The sequence below is a fragment of the Salinispora pacifica CNR114 genome (assembly GCF_000514775.1).
Taxonomy (GTDB): domain Bacteria; phylum Actinomycetota; class Actinomycetes; order Mycobacteriales; family Micromonosporaceae; genus Micromonospora; species Micromonospora pacifica.
Window position 1 is genome coordinate 35,445 of record NZ_AZWO01000005.1, and the last position, 16,987, is coordinate 52,431.

Here is a 16,987-nt window from a genome sequence, read left to right on the forward strand (position 1 = left end):
TATCCTATTAGCGGAGGATTAACCGCTCGGAGGTGGGTGCGATGCAGGGATCCAGCCAGCGGCGTGGCCGGGGCGGCGGAGGGCAGCCGGTGCGACGTGCTGTCGCCGGTTGGTGCTCCCTCGCGCTGGCAATGGCGCTCGCACCGGTGCTCGGTGGATCGGCCGCGTCGGCGCACCACCAGCCCGCATCGACTGCTGTCGCGTCAGCTGCGGTCTTTGCTTGGGGTGGGAACGCCGGGGGGCAGCTGGGCGACGGAACCACGACCAACAGCAGCGAGCCGCTGGCGGTGCGCCTGCCCGCGAACACCACGGTTGCCGCCGTCGCTGCGGGTGAGCGCCACAGTCTCGCCCTGACCTCCGCTGGCAACATCCTCGCCTGGGGCGGCAACGACGACGGCCAACTCGGTAACGGGACCACCGTCAGCAGCCGTGAGCCCGTCCCGGTGCGCCTGCCCGCGGGTGTCCGGGCCGTCGCCGTCGCCGTCGGTGCCAACCACAGTGTGGCGTTGACCTCCACCGGCTCGCTGCTCGCCTGGGGCGCCAACAACTCCGGCCAGCTCGGCAACGGCACGGTCACCAGCAGCAGTATGCCCCTCGCGGTGCGCCTGCCGACGGGTACCGCCGTCGCCGCGGTCGCCGCGGGCCGCGACCACAATCTGGTCCTGACCTCGACCGGGCCGGCGGCCCTGCTCGCCTGGGGGGCGAACAGCGAAGGTCAGCTTGGCGACGGAACCAGGTCCGGACGCAGCGTCCCGGTCTCCGTCGCGCTGCCGGCCGGCCCCACGGTCACCGCCATCGCCGGTGGAGGTGATCACAGCCTGGCGTTGGCCGCCGACGGCGCCGCCCTGGCCTGGGGAAGTAATTCTCGCGGTCAACTCGGCGACGGCACCACCACGGACAGTCTCGTACCCGTCCCCGTCGCCCTGTCCGTCGGCACCGAGGCCACCGCGATCGCCGCCGGCCGTACGCACAGTGCGGTGTTGACCTCCGAGGGAACCGCCCTCGCCTGGGGTGGAAACCAGCTGGGGCAGTTGGGGAACGGCTCCACCTCCGACAGCAGCGAACCGGTCTCGGTCAATCTTCCGATCGGCATGCGGCTCACCACTGTCGCCAGTGGCGACAGCGACCACAACGTGGCGATAGCCGATGACGGCACCGCCCTGGCCTGGGGCGTCAACTCGCAGGGGCACCTGGGGGACGGGACCACCACCGACAGCGCCACCCCGGTGCCGGTCAGCCTGCCCACCGGCACCACGCTGGACATGATCGCCGTCGGCAACGACCACAACCTGGCCCTGCCCACGCTCCAGGCGGCCTCGGCCACGGTCCTGCAGGTCTCGCCGCCGGGCCCGACCGCGGATCAGGACGTCACGCTCACCGCCACGGTCACCTGCAACGCCGGAGACCCGACCGGCAGCGTCACCTTCCGCAACAACAACACCGAGCTCGCCACCGTGCCGCTGGACAGCAGCAACACCGCCACCCACACCACCCGGCTCCCGGTCGGCGCCAATACCCTCACCGCCGACTACACCAGCACCAACAGCGTCTGCCCCGACAGCCCGTCCGAGGCCACCACCATCACCATCGACGAACCCCCCGAACTGCCCACCACCGGAGCCAACCTGCCCATCCTGCTCGGCGCGGCGGGCCTGCTCATCCTCGGTGGCGCCGCCCTTATCCACCTCACCCGTCAGCGCCGGCCAGGCCACCCGTACTGACGCCCCGGCCCTTCGGGTGTGGCGCGGTCCCGGGCGGTCGGCCGGGGCGGCGCGGACAACGTCGGGGAGGGGTTTACCGGCGTCCTTGCCCGGGTACCCCCGGCCCGAGAATGCCTCAAGCCGGCAAGAATCGGGCGTAGTCGGATGAAATTGGCGGTGAGCGTGGTGAGGGGAGCAGGGAAGCGGCGGGCCCAACGGCGGCGGGAGCGGCGGCCGTGAGTGAGGTCCTGCTGCCCCAACCGGTCGTGCGCGCACCCGGGCCGGCGTTGGAGGTCGACCTGGCCGCACTCGTCGCCGACCTTCGGGCGGAGGTGGACGGCGAGGTCCGGTTCGATGCCGGTTCCCGGGCCGCCTACTCCACCGACTCCTCCAACTACCGGCAGGTGCCGCTCGGGGTGGTGCTGCCCCGGACGATCGAGGCGGGGGTGGCGGCGGTCGCGGTGTGCCGTCGGCACCGGGCACCGCTGGTCTCCCGAGGCGGTGGCACCAGCCTGGCCGGACAGTGCACCAACACCGCCGTCGTACTGGACTGGTCGAAGTACTGCAACCTCCTGCTGGAGGTAGATCCGCAGGCGCGGACCTGCCTGGTGGAGCCCGGCATCGTCCTGGACTCACTCAACGCCCAACTCGAGCCGACCGGGCTGGAGTACGGCCCCCGCCCGTCCACCCACAGCCGCTGCACCCTGGGCGGCATGCTCGGCAACAACTCCTGCGGCGCCACCGCCCAGCGGACCGGCAAGGTGGTCGACAACATCGTCGAGTTGGAGGTTCTGCTCTACGACGGGACCCGGATCTGGGTCGGGGAGACCAGCGACGAGCAGTACGCCGAGATCCAGCTCCGTGGCGGCCGACCAGCCGAGATCTACCGGCAGCTGCGGGCGCTGCGCGAGGAGTACCTCGCCGACATCCGTACCCGCTACCCACACATTCCGCGCCGGGTCTCCGGGTACAACCTCGACAGCCTCCTGCCGGAGAAGGGCTTTAACCTCGCGCAGACCCTGGTCGGCTCCGAGGGCACGCTGGTCACCATTCTCCGGGCGCGGTTGCGGCTGGTGCCCGTGGTGAAGGCGTCCGCTCTCGTCTTTGTCAACTATCCGGACATCGCCGCGGCGGGTGACGACGTCATGCGGGTGCTGGCGCACAAACCGGTCACCCTGGAGGGGATCGACCATCGACTGGTCGCGGACGAGCGGCGCAAACGCGAGCGGCCCGCGGGGCTCCGGGAGATCCCCGAGGGCGGCGCCTGGTTGATGATCCAGATGGGCGGGGACACGCCGGGACAGGCTCGTGCCGCCGCCAGCCGGTTGATCGCCGCGGTCCGTGCGGGCGGCGCGGGCACCGTGCACGAATTCAACGACCCGACCCACGAGCGGCAGATGTGGCAGGTCCGGGAGTCGTCCCTGGGAGCGACCGCACAGGTACGTGGCTCCGAGCGCACCTGGCCGGGCTGGGAGGATTCGGCGGTCGCCCCGGAACAGCTCGGCGACTACCTGCGGGACCTGCGACAGCTTCTTGAGGAGTACGGCCTGGACCAGGCGTCGCTGTACGGCCACTTCGGGCAGGGGTGCGTGCACACGCGCATTCCGTTCGAGCTGAACACCCCCGACGGGGTGGGGCGGTTCCGATCGTTCCTGGAACGGGCGGCCGACCTGGTCACCTCCTACGGTGGATCCTGCTCCGGTGAGCACGGGGACGGTCAGGCCCGGGGCGAGCTGCTGCCGAGGATGTACGGTGGCCGGCTGATGCGGGCGTTCGGCCAACTCAAGGCGATCTTCGACCCGGACGACCGGATGAATCCGGGCAAGACCGTGTCGCCCTACCCGCTCGACAGCCATTTGCGGTTGGGCGTCGACTATGACCACGGCCCGGTGCGGACCACCTTCGCTTACCCCAACGACGAGGGTAGTTTCGCCAACGCCGTGCTTCGCTGCGTCGGGGTGGGCCAGTGCCGCCGGCACGACGGTGCGGTGATGTGCCCCTCCTACATGGTCACGCGGGAGGAGGAGCACTCCACGCGGGGTCGCTCCCGGATGCTCTTCGAGATGCTCGACGGCGGCGCCCGGGGCGGCAGCATCGACGACGGGTGGCGCTCCACCGCCGTCCGCGACGCCCTCGATCTCTGCCTGGCCTGCAAGGGCTGCAAGTCGGACTGTCCGGTGAACGTGGACATGGCGACCTACAAGGCGGAGTTCCTGTCACACCACTACGCCGGACGCCTCCGTCCCCGTGCGCACTATTCGATGGGATGGCTGCCGGTGCTGGCGGCGGTGGCCGGAACCGTGCCGGGGGTGGTGAACGCCCTCACCCACGCGCCCGGTCTGGGCCGGCTGGCGAAAGCGGTGGGCGGCATCGACCAGCGGCGCGACATCCCGACCTTCGCCGCGGAGAGCTTCCAGCGGTGGTTCGCGCACCGGACCCCGACTGGGGACGGCCACCGCGGCGAGGTGCTGCTCTGGCCGGACACCTTCACCAACCGGCTCCATCCCGGGGTGGCCCAGGCCGCGGTGGAGGTGCTGGAGTCCGCCGGATGGCGGGTCCGGGTACCGGAGGGGCCGGTGTGCTGCGGCCTGACCTGGCTCTCCACCGGTCAACTCGGTGTCGCCAAGCGGGTGCTACGGGGTACGGTCGCCGCTCTTCGGCCCCACCTGCGGGCGGGTACCCGGGTGGTTGGTCTGGAACCCAGCTGTACGGCCGTCTTCCGTAGCGACGCCTACGAGCTCTTCCCGGACGACGAGGATGTCATCCGTCTTCGCCAGCAGACGGTCACCCTGGCCGAGCTCCTTCACGAGCACAGCCCCGGCTGGCAGCCGCCGTGGCTGCCGGCGCACGCGCTGATCCAGACCCACTGCCACCAGCACGCCGTCCTGGGTACCGGCGCCGACCAGGCGGTACTCACCGACGCTGGGGTGCGAGCCGACTTTCTCGATTCGGGCTGCTGCGGCCTCGCTGGCAACTTCGGCTTCGAGCAGGGGCACTACGAGGTCTCCGAGGCCTGCGCCGAACGGGTGCTCCTACCGGCCGTTCGGGACGCCAACGACACCGACGTGATCCTCGCCGACGGGTTCAGCTGCCGCACCCAGGTCGAACAGAGCGCCTCCGGCGGCCGCACGGCGATTCACCTGGCCGAGTTACTGCGTGCCGGGTTGCACGGTGAGTCGGTGGTGTCCCGGCCGGAACGGCGCTGGGGACGCCGGCCGCAGTCGCCGTCCCGGCGGGCGCGGCTGGCCGCGGTCGGGCTGGTCGGCCTGGCCGTACTCGCGCCGGTGGTCGCCCTGGTCGGGTCGAAGGTGCGGTGGTGGGGGAGGTCAAGGCCACGACGGCTCTGGTGAGGCGGGTTCGGCATCGGATGGAGGGCGGCAACGATGGTGGCGAAACAGGCACCAGCCCGGATCACGGGGCGGGGGGAGCTGACCCCGACCGCGGCGGTGGGGGAGCTGACCCGGTTGGTCTGGGGCGGGCTGCTCCTGGCCGCACCCGACCGGGTGCTGCGGGTGATGGGCGGCGATCCGGGTTCGACCCCGTCGGCGATCCTGCGGGTGCTCGGAATCCGGCACCTGGTGCAGGCCGCGGTGCTGCTCCGGTGGCCGACGCCGGAGGCGTTCCGGCTCGGTGCGGTCGCCGACGGGCTGCACGCGCTGACCGCGGTGGCGCTCATCGCTGATCGTCGACGGCGTCGGGTCGCGTTGACTGACGTCGCCATTACCACCGGGTGGACCATCCACGACGGTGTCGCCGCGAGTCGGGCGGGTGCCCGCGGCCGACGGTGACGCGGACGGGGTCACGCGGTTTCCGCCCGCGACGATCGGGGCCGGGTCTGGGTCACCGTGCGGCTGGACAGCTGAGCTCGTCCAGCGGCGTACCCCCGGTGAACTCCGTGCGGCGCACCGCGAACGTTGGTGGTCACCGCATCACGAATGTTGGTGGTCACCGCATCAGTCGGCGCAGGGAGCGGCGTGGCCGAGGCGTACGGCGGTTTCGAGCATCAGCGCGTGCACGAAGGCCTGCGGTAGGTTGCCCCGTAGCTGCCGCTGCGCCACGTCCAACTCCTCGGTGAAGAGTCCCGGTGGGCCGCACCCCGCCCGGTTGCGTTCGAACCACCGGTTCGCGGCGACGGCGTCGCCGGCCTGCCACTCGGCGAGCGCCGCGGCGAAACCGCAGAGCAGGAAGGCCCCCTCGGCGTCCCCCAGCGGACGGCGGTCGGGTCGAAACCGGTACAGGTAGCCGTCCTGCTGGAGTTCGCTCAGCACGGCCCGCCGGGTCGCCTCGGTCCGGGGGTCACCTTCGGGGAGCGCGCCGCGGATTCCCGGCAGCAGCAACGCCGAGTCGACGCGGGGGTCGTCGTAGGCGCGCTGCCAGCGCCCGGAGGGGTGGAGAGCGTGCGCCGTGGTGTCGGCGAGAATCGTGTCGGCGAGGGAGGCCCACCGGCTGGCCAGCCCGCCCGGCGCGATCCGGGCCGCCGCGCGCAGCCCGGCCACACAGGTCAGCTTCGAGTGAGTCCACTGCCGGGCCGGGAGCTCCCAGATGCCCGAGTCGGGCGACCGCCAGCACTTCTCGACGGCCTGGGCGGCGACGGTCAGCGCCTGCCAGGAGGTGGCCTCCAGCCGTCCCCGCTCGGCGGCGGCCGCCAGGACCAGCAGCACGTCACCGTAGGCGTCCAGTTGGAACTGCCCGCCAACCCAGTTGCCGGTCCGGGCCCTGGCCCCCGGATAGCCGGGCAGGAAGGTCAGCTCCTCTTCCGACGGTACGGGACCACCATCGATGGTGTAGGCGGGAGCGAGCCGATCGCCGTCGGCGAGGACCCGGTCGGTGAGGAACCGCACCGCGTCGTCGAGGAGCTCGTGCCGACCGATCAGGGCGGCGGCCTGTCCGGCGAACGACTGGTCGCGGATCCAGGCGTACCGGTAGTCGTAGTTGCGTCCGGCGAGCGCTCGCTCCGGCAGCCCCGTGGTCACCGCGGCGACCATCCCGCCGCCGGGCTGGGTCAGCCCGCGCAGCACCGTGTAGGCGAAGATCGCATCCCGTCCCGCGGTGCCGCGGGACAGCGGGCGCAGCACGTCCTGCCAGGACTTCTCGGTGATCCGCCACAGCTCCGAGGCATCGGGTGGCTTCCCATCCAGGGGCTGGGTGGCGATCTCCAGCACCAGGTCGACCTGCCCACCGGCGGGCACCCGCAGCTCGCCTTCGAGCGGCCCCTCGGCGCTGGGTTCGAGCGGGTGGCCGCAGCTGTGGCGGAGGTGCAGGCCACCGGAGCGGGCGTGCCACAGCCCCCCGTCCTGCCGTACCTGGCGGAGCGGCTCTCGACCGAAGTTCGCCCGGGGGGCGAGCCGTACCCGGACCTTCGCGTCCTGGTCCACCGCGCGCACCTGGCGTAGCAGGACCACCCGGTGGGCGTCACCAGGGAAGGCCAGGGCCTCCCGGGTTTCGATGATTCCGTCGGTGGTCACCCATCTGTTAATCCAGATCAGCGAGTCGGGCTCGTACTGGCCGCCCCAGACGAAGCGCCGGTCCGTGGGGGTCACCAGGTAGCTGCCCCGGCCCCCGAGCAGGCTGCTGAACAGCGGCGGGTCGGCCCACCGCGGGGCGCAGAGCCAGACGATGTTCCCGTCCGGGCCGACCAACGCCGCCCGCTGCCCGTCGGCGAGTAGCGCGTACTCCCGGAGCACGTTCGGTGAGTCCAGGTGGGGCGCTTCGGAGCTGTTCGTCCGTTTGTTGCGGGCCACGGCAGCACCTCCCCGCCCCCCGTTACCCGATCGGCGGTCCCCGACACCCGTGGCAGCCGGCTGGCCGGCTCCCACCCGCGGCGGCCGGCCAGCCGCTCGACTAACTCGTAACGCCCCGGGTAGACAGCGTGCTGACGCGAGTAGAACCGGAGCAGGTCAACCCGTTACGGGAGGTGGCGCGGATGGGGCACGGGCTACGGGAGATTCAGGTGGCGGTGGTCACGGGTGCCAGCGGCGGGGTCGGGCGGGCCACCGTACGGCAGCTGGCGCGGCCGGGGGTCACGATCGCCCTGTTGGCCCGCGGTCGTGCCGGTCTCGACGCCGCGGCCGACGATGTCCGCGCCGCCGGCGGTCACGCCGTGCCGATCGAGGTCGACATGGCCGACTACCACCAGGTCGCCGCCGCCGGCCAGCGGATCGAGGACGAACTGGGGCCGATCGACGTGTGGATCAACGTGGCGTTCAGCTCGGTCTTCGCGCCCTTCCAGCAGATTCGGCCCGAGGAGTTCCGCCGGACCACCGAGGTCGCCTACCTCGGCTACGTCTACGGCACCCGGGTGGCCCTGGACCACATGATCCCGCGGGACCGGGGCGCCATCGTGCAGGTCGGATCGGCGCTGGCGTACCGAGGAATCCCGCTGCAGGCCGCCTACTGTGGGGCCAAGCACGCCATCGTCGGGTTCACCGAGTCGCTCCGTTGTGAGTTGCTGCACGACAAGAGCAACGTCAAGGTCACCATGGTGCACCTACCGGCGATGAACACCCCACAGTTCTCGTGGCTGCTGTCCCGGCTGCCGCGGCACGCCCAGCCGGTGCCGCCGATCTACGAGCCGGAGGTCGCCGCCCGCACCATCGTCGCCGCTGCCGCCCGGCCGGGGCGGCGGGCGTACTGGGTGGGTACGCCCACCGTCCTGACCATCCTGGGTAACCGGCTGGTGCCGGGGCTGCTGGATCGCTACCTGGGCCGGACGGGCTACGACTCGCAGCAGACCGACCAGCCCGTCGGGCCGGACCAGCCGGTGAACCTGTGGCAGCCGGCCGATGGATCGGGCGGCCACGACTTCGGTGCGCACGGCGCGTTCACCGACCGGTCACTGCGGCACAGTCCACAGGCGTGGCTGTCCCGGCACCGGATGGTGTCGGTGGCGGGGGCGGCGGGGTTGCTCTTCGGCCTGCTCGCCTGGCGTCGTACCTGAGCGGCCGCGGCCGGGTCAACGCCGGCGGCCGCAGCCGCCCCGGCGCTGACCCGACCCGGGACGGTCGGTCGGGTTAGCGGACCGGGCCGAGGCCGCGGGCGGCGAGGTAGCCCTCGTCGGTCGCCCGGTCCGGGGTCACGATCGCGGTGGGTTCGAGTTGCCGGGCCTTCACCCAGTCCTGGTGGAACGTGCTTCCGGGCGCGACCTCCGCCCGCCGTGCGGGTTCCTGGAGCGGGTTGATCGGCGCCACCAGCGCCGGTCGAGCCAGGGCTGCCGCGTGGGCCGCGGTGTCCTGGGCGAACTCGGCCAGGGCGCGCGCGGCCGGCTTCGGCCGGTGGTCCACGGTGAACAGGCCCAGATCGTATTCCCGGTCCGGGAAGTCGGTGAGGCGACGGTCGATGTCGTGCGAGGACCACCAGGTGACGCCCCACAGCGCCGGGTTACCGGCCACCGTCGCCAGGGTGCGCGCGACGAATTCGCCGGCCTGCTCCGCTGGTACGTCCGGCCGGGGCACCCCGAGCTCCTGCAGCCACACCGGGCGGGTGGGGTCCGGCGCGCTGGAGGCGGCGAGCTCCAGCAGGTAGTCGGCGTGTGATGTGGTGGCCGGCCCGAGCGGCCCATCGATGCGCGAGGTGCCGTTGAACACCCAGGAGTGCACTGTGGTCAGGTCGCCCAGCTCGACCGCCTCGGCGGGGTGGAAGGGGTGATCGGGGGCGTACCACGCGTCGTCGAAGACGGAGTGCAGGCGGAGCACGTCGGGCGCCGCGGTGCGGACCACCTCCAGTAGCTCCGCCGCCCACCGGTGGGAGGCGTCCGGGGTGGTGGGGTTGGCCGGCCAGAGGTTGTTGACCTCGTTGCCGAGGGTGATGGCGAAGACGTTGGGGCGCGTCGCGACCTCGGTGCTGAGCCGTCGGACGTACTCGCTGATGCCGTCGCGTGCCGCCCGGTCGGTGAAGATGCTGCTCTGGTGCCAGGTGAGCACCCAGGAGGGTAGGAAGTCGAAGCTGGACAGATGTCCCTGGAGCAGGTCGACCGAGACCCCGAGGTCGAACTCCGCCGCCACGTCGATCAGCGAGAGCAGGTCGTCGATCGGCTGTTGACGGAGGAGTGCGCGGTTGGGTTGGATCCACGGCCAGATCGGGAAGACGCGTACGTGGTCCAGGCCGATGCTCGCCAGGTCTTCGAGGTCGCGGCGGGCCGCGTCAGCCGAGAAGTCGAGCCAGCTGTAGAACCAGCCGTCGGACGGTACGTAGTTGGCGCCGAGGCGGAACCTTCGGGTGCTCTGCGTACGGGCATTGGTGATCAAAAGGTCCTCCACGTGGCTAGCCAGGCACAGATAGGGCGCTAAACCGATTTATTACACACCACGAGTATCGCTCGACACGCATCGACCCGGGAGTGCTAGTTGCGGGTCGGCGAGGTGCTCTCCCGCGCGATCAGCCGGGGCGTCTCGGTCTTGTGGTTCTTCGTCTTCGTGGGGTTGGCCAGGACCGCCATCATGGCCTGGGCCGCCTGCACGCCGAAGCGGTAGGTGTCGCGGGACAGCGCGGTGAGGGAGGGGTGGGTGAGCTGGGCCAACACCGAGTCGTCGAAGGAGATGATCGATAGCTCGTGTGGGACGGGAACCCCCATCTCCAGTGCGACGCCCAGCCCGGCGACCGCCATCAGGTCACTGTCGTAGATGATCGCCGTTGGGCGGCCGGCCCCGGCGAGCAGCTTGCGCGTGGCCGCCGCGCCCTGGGCGTCGCTGAAGTCGGTGTGCAGTGACCGGGCGCGGGGGAGTGCCAGCCGGGTGGCGGCGTCCCGCAGTGCTCGGGAACGGCGCTGGGTGTGTTGAAACTCGGGTAGCCCCGACACGTGGGCGATCCGGGTGTGGCCGAGCACGGCGAGGTACTCCACCGCCGAGAGCATCGCCGCTCGGTCGTCGGCCCAGACCGAGGAGACGCTCCCGTGTCGGCCCGGCCCGCCGACCACGACGGCCGGGATCTTAAGCTGCTCCACCACGGCGATGCGTGGGTCACGAACCTTCAGGTCGATCAGCACCAGGCCGTCCACCCGGCGTTCGGAGACCCAGCTTCGGTAGATCTCGATCTCCGCTTGGGTGTCCTCGACGATCATCAGGTGCAGCGCGATCGACTGACTGGAGAACTCCGCCTGCAGGCCGGAGAGGAGGCGGGCGAAGAAGGGCTCCACGCCGAGGGTGCGCGCGGGGCGCGCGATCACCAGCCCGACGGCGTTGGCTCGGGCTCCGCCGAGGGCCCGCGCCGCACTGTGCGGACGCCAGTTGATCTCCTCTGCCACGCGGAGGATGCGCGCCCGGGTGGCCTCGCTGACGCCGGGCCGGCCGTTGAGCGCGAACGAGACGGCGCCTTTGGAGACCCCGGCCCGCCGGGCGATATCGGCGATTGTCGGTCGCTGCATCTGGCGACGCTCTCCCTCCACGCGGCTACCGGGAAGCGACGGTCGGTAGCCGCTCTTGACACGCGATTCTAACCGGGGGGATAGTCCCTCCACTAGACCGGTTTATCATTGCCATCGGATCGCCTGTGAGCACCGGACACGCCCGATCCGACGGGGGTAGCCGGCTGATAAAAAGTTAGGGGCGGAGAGAGAGATGCGAACACGCTTGGCCGGGCTTGCCCTGTCGTCGGCCGTGCTAACGGCGCTCGCGGGATGCGGGCTGTCCGGCACGGACTCCAGTGACGACCAGGTCGATGTCACCGGCGAGATCAAAGGCACTGTGACCCTGCAGACCTGGGCCCTGAAGCCCAAGTTCACCGACTACGTGCAGGGTGTTATCGACGGGTTCGAGGAGAAGTACCCGGGAACGACCGTCAAGTGGCTGGACCAGCCCGGTGACGGTTACTCGGAGAAGGTGCTCAGCCAGGCGGCCAGCGATGAGCTGCCCGACGTGACGAACCTTCCGCCGGAATTCGCCCTGCCGCTCGCCGAGCAGGGGCTGCTGCTCGACGTCGACCAGGCCGACGACAAGCTCCGCGAGGAGTACGTCGCGGGCGCCGTCGCCTCCTACGAGTACGCCGGTCTGACCGGGGTCTACGGCTACCCGTGGTACCTCAACACCGACGTGAACTACTGGAACACGGAGCTGCTGTCCCAGTACGGGTTGGACGAGACCAAGCTCCCGACCACGATCGAGGAACTGGTCGCCCAGGCCCGGATCGTCAAGGAGGAGTCCGACGGCAAGGTCCACCTGCTGAGCCGGATGCCCAGCGTCGAGGACCTGACCAAGGCCGGCGTCGACATCGTCTCCTCGGACGGCAAGGAATTCGTCTTCAACACCCCCGAGGCCGTGGCGGTCCTCGACACCTACCGGGACGCGTTCGCCGAAGGGCTCCTGCCCCGCAACGTGCTGACCGACGCCTACCTCGGCAACATGGAGCTGTTCAAGAAGCAGCAGGTCGCCTGGACCACCGGTGGCGGTAACTCGATCAACACCATCAAGGTCGACAACCCGTCGCTGGCCGAGAAGATCGTCGCGTCACCGGCGATCGGCACCCCGCCGCTGTACACCCAGGGGCTGTCGGTGGCCAAGGGCAGCGACAACCTGCCCGCGGCCGTCGCCCTCGCCCGTTGGGTGACCAACGCGGAGAACCAGGCGGCCTTCGCTGAGGTCGTGCCCGGCATCTTCCCGAGTACAGTTGCCACCGCTGAGGATCCGCAGTTCAGCGAGAGCGACGGCACCAACGCCGGGGACGCGAAGAAGATCGCCTTCACCTCGCTGGCCGAGGCGGAGCTGTTGAAGCCAGTCATCGTCGACCAGGCGATGACCGACTTCATCAATCAGCAGTTCTCCCTCGCGATCAGCGGAGAGATCACCTCCCAGGAGGCGCTGGACAAGGCAGTCGAGAAGTGCAACGAACTGCTCAACAACTGATCGGCCGAGCCGGGCCGGTCCCACGTTGACCAGCGGTGCTCGGCCGGACCGGAACCCCGGCCGGCCGAGCACCGGCGCCGCCCGCGCCACCACTGCCATCACCTGTCGTTGCGCGACTCACCGCATCGCCACGCCACCCCACCGGAAAAGCAGAGCGGGACGTAATGAAAACTCAGCGTTGGTTCACCCCCTGGCTGTTGCTCGGGCCTGCCCTCGTCTGGCTGCTGGTGTTCAACCTCTGGCCAGCGATCAACACCGTGGTCCTCGCGTTCACCAACGCCAAGCCACTCGGCGGTGGAAGCTTCACTGGAGTGGCCAACTTCGAGCGCATGCTCAATGATGATCAACTCATCTATGCGCTGGTGAACAGCATCGTCTACATGCTGGTCTGCCTACCCCTGTTGCTCTTCCTGCCGCTGCTGCTCGCGGTGCTGTTGGAGAAGAAGCTGCCGGGCATCACGTTCTTTCGCACCGCCTTCTACACCCCGGTGATCGCCTCCGCGGTGGTCGTGGCGCTGATCTGGACCTGGTTGCTGGAGGACCGCGGCCTGGTCAACGGGCTGGCCCAACAGCTCGGCTTCCTCACCGAACCGCTGCCCTTCCTCAGCGGGCGCTGGCTGCTGCTGTTCAGCGCGATCAGCCTCACCGTGTGGAAGGGGCTGGGTTACTACATGATCATCTACTTGTCGGCGTTGGGGAACGTTTCGCGCCAACTGCACGAGGCGGCCGCGGTTGACGGCGCCAGTCCGATCCGCCGGTTCTGGTCGGTCACCGTGCCCGGGGTGCGCACCACGATGTTGCTGGTCAGCGTCCTGGTCACCGTCTCCGCGCTGCGGGTCTTCACCGAGTTGTTCGTCCTCACCAACGGCACCGGCGGGCCCGGCGGCCGGACCATGTCCCTGGTCATGCTCATCCAGATGTACAGCCGGGGCTTCACCGGACACCTCGGCTACGCCTCGGCGCTCAGCCTGTTGCTGTTCGTGATCACTGTCGGCCCCATGCTTCTCCTCCTGCGCCTGAACCGGAAGGCGGCCTAGCCATGACGCAGCTCACCACCCCTCCCGCCGGCGCTCCGGCGAAGACGCCGGCCTCCGCGCCGAAGCGACGGCGTCGGGGCTCGGGCTTCGGCACCATGCGGCGGCGCGAGAAGCTGCTCCGGTACGCGCTGCTGCTGCTGGCGCTGGTGGTGACCGTCGGGCCGTTCGTGTGGCAGCTGTCCACCTCCCTGAAGGGTGCCGGCGAGAGCATCTACACCTCGACGCCGCAGTTCATTCCCTCCGATCCGACGTTCGACAACTACCTGCGGGTGGCCGAGACGATCCCCGTCCTGTCGTACGCGAAGAACTCGCTGATCGTGGCGGCGATAGCGGTCATCGGTAACGCCGTGGGCGCCACCCTGGCCGGGTTCGCCCTCGCCAAGCTGCGCTTCCGAGGCCGGACGCTGTTCCTCGCACTGGTGCTCGGCACCCTGGTGCTGCCCGGCGAGGTGACGATCATTTCGCAGTACGTGACGGTCCGCAGCCTCGGTCTGGCCGACACGTTGGTCGGTGTGGCGCTGCCCACCACCGTCGCCATGTTGAACGTGCTGTTGATGCGCGCGGCGTTCATGGCGATCCCCGACGAGATGGACGAGGCGGCGGTGATCGACGGCGCGTCGGCCTGGCAACGGCTGATCCATGTCGGACTCCCCAACGTGCGGGGCATGCTCAGCGTCATCACGATCTTCGCGTTCATCGGCGCCTGGGACGACTTCCTGTGGCCGCTGATCGTGTTGACCGACCCGCAGAACTACACCCTCACCGTCGGCCTGCAGTACCTCAGCGGTGCCTTCACCTCGAACCCCCGGGTCATCGCGGCCGGCACGATGATCGCGTTCATTCCGATCGTCATTGTCTTCGCGACGCTGCAACGGTTCTTCTTCCGCGGCGTCGAGGAGGGGGCGATCAAGGGGTAACCCTCGCCCCAACCCCCCACCCCCCCCACCCCCAATGGAGGTGATCCTGGATGCGACGCCTGCTTCTGTCCCTGCTGGTTGGTGCCACAGTCGTGGCTGGCAGCACCCTCAACGCGGCCCCCACCGCGGCAGCCAACACCAACCCGCAGGACGGCAGTCAGCCGTACGCCTCGTACTGGTTCCCGAACGAGATCCTCGACTGGGACCCGGACACCGACCCCGACGCCCGCTTCAACCGATCCACGGTTCCGCTCCAGCAGCGGGCCTCCGACCCGACGCTGAAGGCCAACGCGAACGCGCGGGCCGGCGAGGGCAAGGTGGCGTCGCTGGTGTCGTTCGCCCCGACATCGGACAACCCGTCCCAGGGCTCGCTCGAAGAGGACTACTACGCGTTCGGTCACTGGCAGTACATCGACACCCTGGTCTTCTGGGGCGGATCGGCCGTCGAGGGCCTGATCCTGGCGCCGAACCCCACGGTGATCGACGCCGCGCACCGCAACGGCGTCAAGGTGTACGGCACCGTCTTCTTCCCGCCGGTCGCCTACGGCGGCAAGCTCGAATGGGTGCACGACTTCGTGCGTAAGTCGGGCTCGACCTATCCGGTCGCCGACAAGCTCGCGGAGGTAGCCGAGTACTACGGCTTCGAGGGCTGGTTCATCAACCAGGAGACGACCGGCGGCGACGCCGCCCTCGCCACCGAACTTCGCAACCTGATGACCTACGGCCGGAACAAGGGCGTGGAGTTCATGTGGTACGACGCGATGACCGAATCCGGCGCCATCTCCTGGCAGAACGCGCTCACCACCGCCAACGACTCGTTCCTCGGCGGCCCGACGCCGGTGTCGGACTCGATGTTCCTCAACTTCTGGTGGTCCACCGGCGGCCTGGCCTCGTCCCGGGACCGCGCCGAGTCACTCGGGCGGAGCGGGTACGACCTGTACACCGGCATCGACACCGAAGCCAACGGCTACCAGACCAACGTCAACTGGAACGCCCTGTTCCCCGCCGGTGAGTCGCACGTCACCTCCCTGGGCATCTACCGCCCGGAGTGGACCTGGACGTCGTCGAGTGGACCGGCCGACTTCCGGGCGCGCGACTCCCGCTACTGGGTCGGCGCGAACGGCGACCCGTCGAACACCACAACCTCCTCGCCCTGGAAGGGGCTCGCCAACTACGTCGCCGAGTCCACGCCGGTGACCCAGAAGCCTTTTGTGACCAGCTTCAACGCCGGGCAGGGTTCGACATACCACGTCGCCGGGAAGCAGGTGCGTACCGGAGGCTGGAACAACCTGTCGATGCAGGACGTGCCGCCGACCTACCAGTGGCTGGTCTCCTCGACCGGCACGAAGCTGACGCCGTCGCTCGACTTCACCGATGCCTACGAGGGCGGCTCGACGCTGCGGCTCGACGGCAGGCTGGACGCGACGAACACCGTGCGTCTCTACCAGACCGACCTGCCGGTCGACGCGGACACCAAGCTGTCGACGGTCGTCAAGACCCCGGCCGCCGGAGCGACCCACCTGAGCGTGGCGGTGGCCTTCACCGACGCCCCGAACACCTTCACCACTCTTGACCTCGGGTCGACCGCCGGTACCGACTGGGAGCGTCGCGTTCTCGACCTGTCCGCGTACGCCGGTAAGACCATCGCCCAGATCGGGCTGCGGGCGTCGGCGCCGGCCGTTGTCCCGTCCTACGACATCAAGGTCGGCCAGCTCGCCGTGTACGACGGAGCCGTGGACACCGCCGCCGCGCCGACCGAGCTGACCGTGCTGGGCAGCACCGACGTCTCGGCGACCCGCAAGACGTTGCGGCTGGGCTGGACCCCGTCGGACAGCGGGTCGGTGCATCACTACGACGTGTTCCGCCGCAACCCGGACGGCAGCCGTACCCACCTGGGCGCGACGCCGAACGACGCGTACTTCGTGCCGCGGCTCGACCGGGTTGGCGCCGAGACCAGTGCGGTCATCGAGGTCGAGGCGGTGTCGACCGAGTACGGCCGCTCCACCGCGGCGACCACGACCGTCACCTGGTCCGGTACGGGGCCGATCACGACGAACCTGGCTCTCGACCGGCCGGCGACGGCGTCCGGGCAGTGCACCGCTGCCGAAGGACCCACCAAAGCCGTCAACGGCAGTGTCTCCGGCGGGAACAGCGACAAGTGGTGCACGACGACCGCCGACCAGTGGCTCGAAGTTGACCTGGGCTCGGTTCGTTCCCTCGACCGGTTCGTCGTCGCACACGCCGCCGCGGGCGGTGAGTCGGCCTCGTGGAACACCCGCGACTTCACCATCGAGGTACGGTCCACGGCCTCGGACCCGTGGACCACGGCCGTCACCGTCACCGACAACACCGCCGAGCTGACGACACATCCGGTGAGCGTCAGCGCCCGGTACGTGCGGTTGGTGGTCAACACCCCGACCCAGGGCGGCGACCCCGCCACCCGCATCTACGAGTTCGAGGCCTGGGGAGAGTAGCCTTCCCCACCTGCCCCCAACGTGAGC

The 16,987-nt window shown here is 70.0% G+C and carries 11 protein-coding genes; 8 read left to right on the forward strand and 3 right to left on the reverse strand.

Annotated features, from left to right (window positions below; genetic code table 11):
* Window positions 1-41: 41 nt before the first annotated feature.
* The 3 genes from B118_RS0103715 to B118_RS0103725 all read left to right on the forward strand — a co-directional run bounded on the left by B118_RS0103715 (window position 42) and on the right by B118_RS0103725 (window position 5,488).
* Entirely contained in the window at window positions 42-1,721 is a 1,680-nt protein-coding gene (locus tag B118_RS0103715) for an RCC1 domain-containing protein (RefSeq protein WP_028192389.1), read from the forward strand.
* A gap of 215 nt (window positions 1,722-1,936) precedes the next feature.
* Window positions 1,937-5,050, forward strand: coding sequence for an FAD-binding and (Fe-S)-binding domain-containing protein (locus B118_RS0103720; RefSeq protein WP_028192390.1), 3,114 nt, complete (start codon window positions 1,937-1,939; stop codon window positions 5,048-5,050).
* Between the two features lie 33 nt (window positions 5,051-5,083).
* Complete coding sequence (locus tag B118_RS0103725; RefSeq protein ID WP_028187994.1) at window positions 5,084-5,488, forward strand: hypothetical protein; 405 nt, start codon at window positions 5,084-5,086, stop codon at window positions 5,486-5,488.
* Between the two features lie 165 nt (window positions 5,489-5,653).
* Here B118_RS0103725 and B118_RS0103730 read toward each other — a convergent pair whose 3' ends face one another.
* Window positions 5,654-7,441, reverse strand: a complete 1,788-nt coding sequence (locus tag B118_RS0103730; protein WP_018220839.1) for a glycoside hydrolase family 15 protein — start codon at window positions 7,439-7,441, stop codon at window positions 5,654-5,656.
* 182 nt (window positions 7,442-7,623) lie between these two features.
* On the opposite strand from B118_RS0103730, the gene B118_RS0103735 reads away from it, so the two are divergent.
* A complete protein-coding gene (locus B118_RS0103735; RefSeq protein ID WP_018220838.1) occupies window positions 7,624-8,637 on the forward strand; it encodes an SDR family oxidoreductase in 1,014 nt (337 codons plus the stop codon).
* A 73-nt stretch (window positions 8,638-8,710) separates the two neighbouring features.
* On the opposite strand, the gene B118_RS0103740 is transcribed toward B118_RS0103735, so the two are convergent.
* Both B118_RS0103740 and B118_RS0103745 read right to left on the reverse strand, forming a co-directional pair.
* The gene (locus B118_RS0103740) at window positions 8,711-9,943 is read right to left on the reverse strand and encodes a glycoside hydrolase 5 family protein (RefSeq protein WP_018220837.1); all 1,233 of its coding nucleotides are present in this window, start codon (window positions 9,941-9,943) and stop codon (window positions 8,711-8,713) included.
* 95 nt (window positions 9,944-10,038) lie between these two features.
* Window positions 10,039-11,058, reverse strand: coding sequence for a LacI family DNA-binding transcriptional regulator (locus B118_RS0103745; protein ID WP_026270547.1), 1,020 nt, complete (start codon window positions 11,056-11,058; stop codon window positions 10,039-10,041).
* Between the two features lie 193 nt (window positions 11,059-11,251).
* Here B118_RS0103745 and B118_RS0103750 point away from each other — a divergent pair, with 193 nt between their 5' ends.
* From B118_RS0103750 to B118_RS0103765, 4 genes are all read left to right on the forward strand, one after another.
* Window positions 11,252-12,532, forward strand: a complete 1,281-nt coding sequence (locus B118_RS0103750; protein ID WP_028192391.1) for an ABC transporter substrate-binding protein — start codon at window positions 11,252-11,254, stop codon at window positions 12,530-12,532.
* A 164-nt stretch (window positions 12,533-12,696) separates the two neighbouring features.
* The gene (locus B118_RS0103755; protein WP_018810664.1) at window positions 12,697-13,569 is read left to right on the forward strand and encodes a carbohydrate ABC transporter permease; all 873 of its coding nucleotides are present in this window, start codon (window positions 12,697-12,699) and stop codon (window positions 13,567-13,569) included.
* Window positions 13,570-13,571: 2 nt separating this feature from the next.
* Entirely contained in the window at window positions 13,572-14,486 is a 915-nt protein-coding gene (locus tag B118_RS0103760) for a carbohydrate ABC transporter permease (protein ID WP_018220833.1), read from the forward strand.
* Window positions 14,487-14,536: 50 nt separating this feature from the next.
* On the forward strand, window positions 14,537-16,960 hold the full coding sequence (locus B118_RS0103765) for an endo-beta-N-acetylglucosaminidase (protein WP_018220832.1): 2,424 nt from the start codon (window positions 14,537-14,539) through the stop codon (window positions 16,958-16,960).
* Window positions 16,961-16,987 lie beyond the last annotated feature (27 nt).